The organism is Actinokineospora sp., from assembly GCF_050699995.1.
GTDB lineage: Bacteria > Actinomycetota > Actinomycetes > Mycobacteriales > Pseudonocardiaceae > Actinokineospora.
The window spans coordinates 1-1,030 of sequence record NZ_JBOHGC010000115.1 but is presented as its reverse complement, the minus strand read 5'-3'; the positions used below and the strand labels follow the sequence as shown (position 1 = coordinate 1,030).

At 69.7% G+C, this 1,030-nt stretch carries 1 protein-coding gene; it reads left to right on the top strand.

Going from position 1 to position 1,030, the window contains the following annotated elements; genetic code table 11:
• Positions 1-181: 181 nt before the first annotated feature.
• Positions 182-1,030: terminase gpP N-terminus-related DNA-binding protein (locus ACRDSQ_RS06535; protein WP_431419663.1), on the top strand; the 849-nt coding region annotated here is incomplete at its 3' end.

Below are 1,030 nucleotides of genomic sequence, written 5' to 3'. Positions count from 1 at the left end.
CGGATCCGGGATGGTTCAAAGGGCGGGCTGCCGCCGCAATGAACGCTGACGGCGCTCACGTGAATCTCCCCAGACCTGCTCACTGAATTTCCCCACCCGTGTGGCTCCACCGACGACGGTGGGGCCCCTTCGAGACTGGCGGCCTCTGACCGCTCACCAACTCGAAGGAGCCTCACCTCTCATGCTCACACGGGAGGACGACATCGACGCGCACGCGCTGTATCGCCGGGGTTGGAAGATCACCGCGATCGCCAACCACCTCGGCCGTGACCGCAAGACCATCCGCGCCTACCTGAAGGGCGACCGCAATGCTGGGGTGCGAGCTGCCTGTGGCCCGGACCCTTTCGACCCCTTCGTGGCGTACTGCGCCGCGCGGCTCAAGGATGACCCGCACCTGTGGGCAACCACGCTGATGGACGAGTTGGTCGACCTGGGGTTCACCGGGTCCTACCCGACGCTGACCCGTCAGCTGCGCGACCAGCACCTCAGGCCGGCGTGCGAGCCGTGCCGGCCGACCAAGGACCGGCCGGTCGCGGTGATCGAACACCCGGCGGGTGAGGAGACCCAGTGGGACTGGGTCGAGCTGCCCGACCCGCCCGAGCACTGGGGGTGGGGCAGGCACGCGCACCTGCTCGTCGGCGCGCTCAGTCATTCGGGTCGCTGGCGTGGGGTGCTGGTCGAGTCCGAGGACCAGCCGCACCTGGTCGAGGCCCTGGACCGGGTCACCCGGGCACTGGGCGGGGTCAGCCGGGTGTGGCGCTTCGACCGGATGGCCACCGTCTGTCACCCCGCCTCGGGCCGGGTCAGTGCCTCGTTCGGCGCCGTCGCCAAGCACTACGGCGCGAGCGTGGTGATCTGCCCCGCCCGGCGCGGGAACCGCAAGGGCGTGGTGGAGAAGATCAATCACACAGCCGCGCAACGCTGGTGGCGCACCCTGGCCGACGAACTCACCGTCGAACAAGCGCAGTCCGATGTGGATCGCTTCGCCCGCGTTCGGGGTGATACCCGGCTGCGGGCCACCGCCGACGGT